Here is a 2,567-nt window from a genome sequence, read left to right as displayed (position 1 = left end):
GCACCCCGGGGTTACAGGCTCGACGGGGTCGTCGCCTGTACTACCCGCCCCGCCCTCTCCAACGCACTCGCCAGCAACGCCAGATCCGTCGGCCCGTTCCCCAGCTCCCGGACCGGGCGCCGGGCCGGCGGATCGCCCATCCGCTCCCACTCCAGCGGTACCACCGTCGGCCGCAGCGTCGCCGTGCGGGGTATCCGGCCCGTGACCCGGCCGCCCTGGAACGGTGTCACCGAGCCGTCCAGGCCGAACAGCCGCCCCCGCCCCGGCGACGGCTCCTCCGGGGAGGGGACGGGCGGGGGCGCGTCCAGCCGCACCACCTGCCGGGCCCTCCGCGCCAGCTCCGTCTCCGCCGTACGCTCCGGGCGCGCCGACGTGGCCACCAGGTGGACCCCCAGCCGCTCCCCGTCCCGCGCCACCGCCTCCAGCGCCCGCACCACCGACCCCGCGGCGGGCCGCCCGGGGCTGCCCAGCGCGGGCGCGAGCAGCGCGTCGAAGTCGTCGACCAGGACGACGAGGCGCGCGAGCACCGGCGGCCCCGCCTCCGTGCGCGTACGCCCCAGCGGGCGCAGCCGCAGCGTGCTCGTGGACTGCGCGTCCCCCTCTGCCTGCTGCTCACCGGGGGCCGGCGGCCGGGGACTCACCATCCTCCCCGCCACCTCCTCGGCCTCCTGCCCCGGCTCCTGCCGCGCGAGCCACTCCGTGAATCCCAGCTCCCCCAGAAGCTCCGACCGCCGCTTCAGCTCCGCCCCCAGCGCCTGCGCGAACTCCCGCATCCGGACCGGGTCCGAGGCCACCAGGTAGGTCGAGACGTGGGGGAGTTCGGTGCAGGGGCGCAGCCCCTCGCCGCGCTCGCCGCCCGCCCCGTCGACCAGTACGAGCGCCAGCCGGTCCGGCCGCGCCCCCGCCGCCAGCGACGCGGCGACCGCCCGCAGCAGCTCCGTACGCCCGCTGCCCGCCGGGCCTTCGACCAGCAGATGCGGTCCGTCGGAAGCGAGATCGACCCCGACCGGACCGCGCGGCCCGGCGCCGAGCACCGCGGCGCCGTCCGGCGCCGACTCCCAGCGCGCCATCAAGGACGCCGGGGTGGCCCGCGCCAGGCCCAGTTCGTCGAGGAGCCGGGACGAGGGCGGCAGCGCCACCGGAGGCCGGCCGGGCGCCGTCGTCCCGTCGCCCGCCCGCAGCGGCGCCAGGGCCCGCGCGAAGCGCTCCGCCCAGGCCACCGACACCGCGTCCACCACCGCCAGTGCGCCGTGCCCGGCGGGGCGCCCGCCCGCCGTGCGCAGCAGCCGCAGCGCCGTCGCCACGTCCCCGCTGAGCAGCGCCGCCGCCCCGCACTCGCGGAACGGGAGCGAGACCGCGCACGCCGACTCGTACGTCGCCTCCACCGGCGACACGGGCGAGGCGGGCGGCGTCTCGGCGAGGCAGAGCAGATGGATGCCGGCCGCGCCCCCGGCGCAGGCGAGCCGGGCCGTCGTCTCGCGCAGCACGGACGAGCCGGGATCGCCGTCGACGATCACCACCGTGTACGGGCCCGAGTAGCGGCGGGTGGCGTCGGCCACGGCCGCCGCGTCGGCGGACGCCCAGCCGGGCCCCAGCGGGCTGTCGTCCAGGCGCCGCACCAGCTCGGTCGTACGGGCGGTGGCCTGCTCGCGGTCGTACGCCAGGAGCAGTCGGCAGTCCTGGCCGTGCCCGGGACGCACATGCGGGAGCCAGCCGAGCCAGCCCCACTCCGCCGTACGCGTCTGGAGGCTGCGGCCACGCTCCGTACTGATGAGGACGATCTCCAGGTCGGTCGGCGCGTGCAGCGCGGCGAGCTGGGCCACGGCCGCCCTCGCCAGCCCGTTCAGCCGCGCGCGGGGCCCGGCGAGCCCCAGCGAGCCCACCTCCCGCAGCCCGACGGTCACCGGCACGGCCGCCAGCTCGCCGCGGTCCGCCGTGCCGACCCGGATCGCCAGCTCCTCCGGGTGCCCGGGGCGGCGCTCCCATAGCCTCGGACCGGGGCCGAGCGCGGTCAGCAGCAGCGCGGCCGGGTCGGGCCACCGCTCGGGCGCGGGCGGGGCGCTGCCCGGCAGGGCGGCGGCGACGGCCTCGGGCGGCGCCGGTTCGTACCCGGACTCGGGCCGGCCGCCGGTCAGCCGCCGCGCCCAGGCCCCGATCCCGCCGCGCCGCCGGGACGCGGCCCCGTCGTCCGCGCGCGCGTGCTCGACGTCCTCGGGCAGCCGCGTCCCCCGGGCCGGCGTCCCGACCCGCCGACTGGCGCCGGGCCCGGGCCCGTACGTCTCACTGCCCGGTCCGGGTCCGTAGGCCTCACCGCCCGGTCCGGGCGCGTACGCCTCGCTCCCCGGTCCGGGTCCGTACGCCTCATTCCCCGGTCCGGGCCCGTATGCCTGAGTGTTCGGCCCGGGTCCGTACGTCTCAGCCCCCGGACCAGGGCCGTACGCCGCCGTACCCGCTCCGGCGSCGTACGTCTCACCACCCGGTCCAGGGCCGTAACCCTGACCCCCCGCCGGGGCATGGCCCCGGCCCGGACCCTCACCGCCCACAACCCCGGACGCACCGCCATACGT

The 2,567-nt window shown here is 79.1% G+C and carries 1 protein-coding gene; it reads right to left on the bottom strand.

Features of this window, described 5'->3' with window-relative positions; genetic code table 11:
* Positions 1-11 precede the first annotated feature (11 nt).
* Positions 12-2,567: FtsK/SpoIIIE domain-containing protein (locus tag ACJA3G_RS34885; RefSeq protein ID WP_406557040.1), on the bottom strand; the 2,556-nt coding region annotated here is incomplete at its 5' end.

Source organism: Streptomyces sp. YS-3 (genome assembly GCF_045257485.1).
GTDB lineage: Bacteria > Actinomycetota > Actinomycetes > Streptomycetales > Streptomycetaceae > Streptomyces.
The sequence above is the reverse complement of the archived record's forward strand: the minus strand, read 5'-3'. Positions and strand labels throughout refer to the sequence as shown.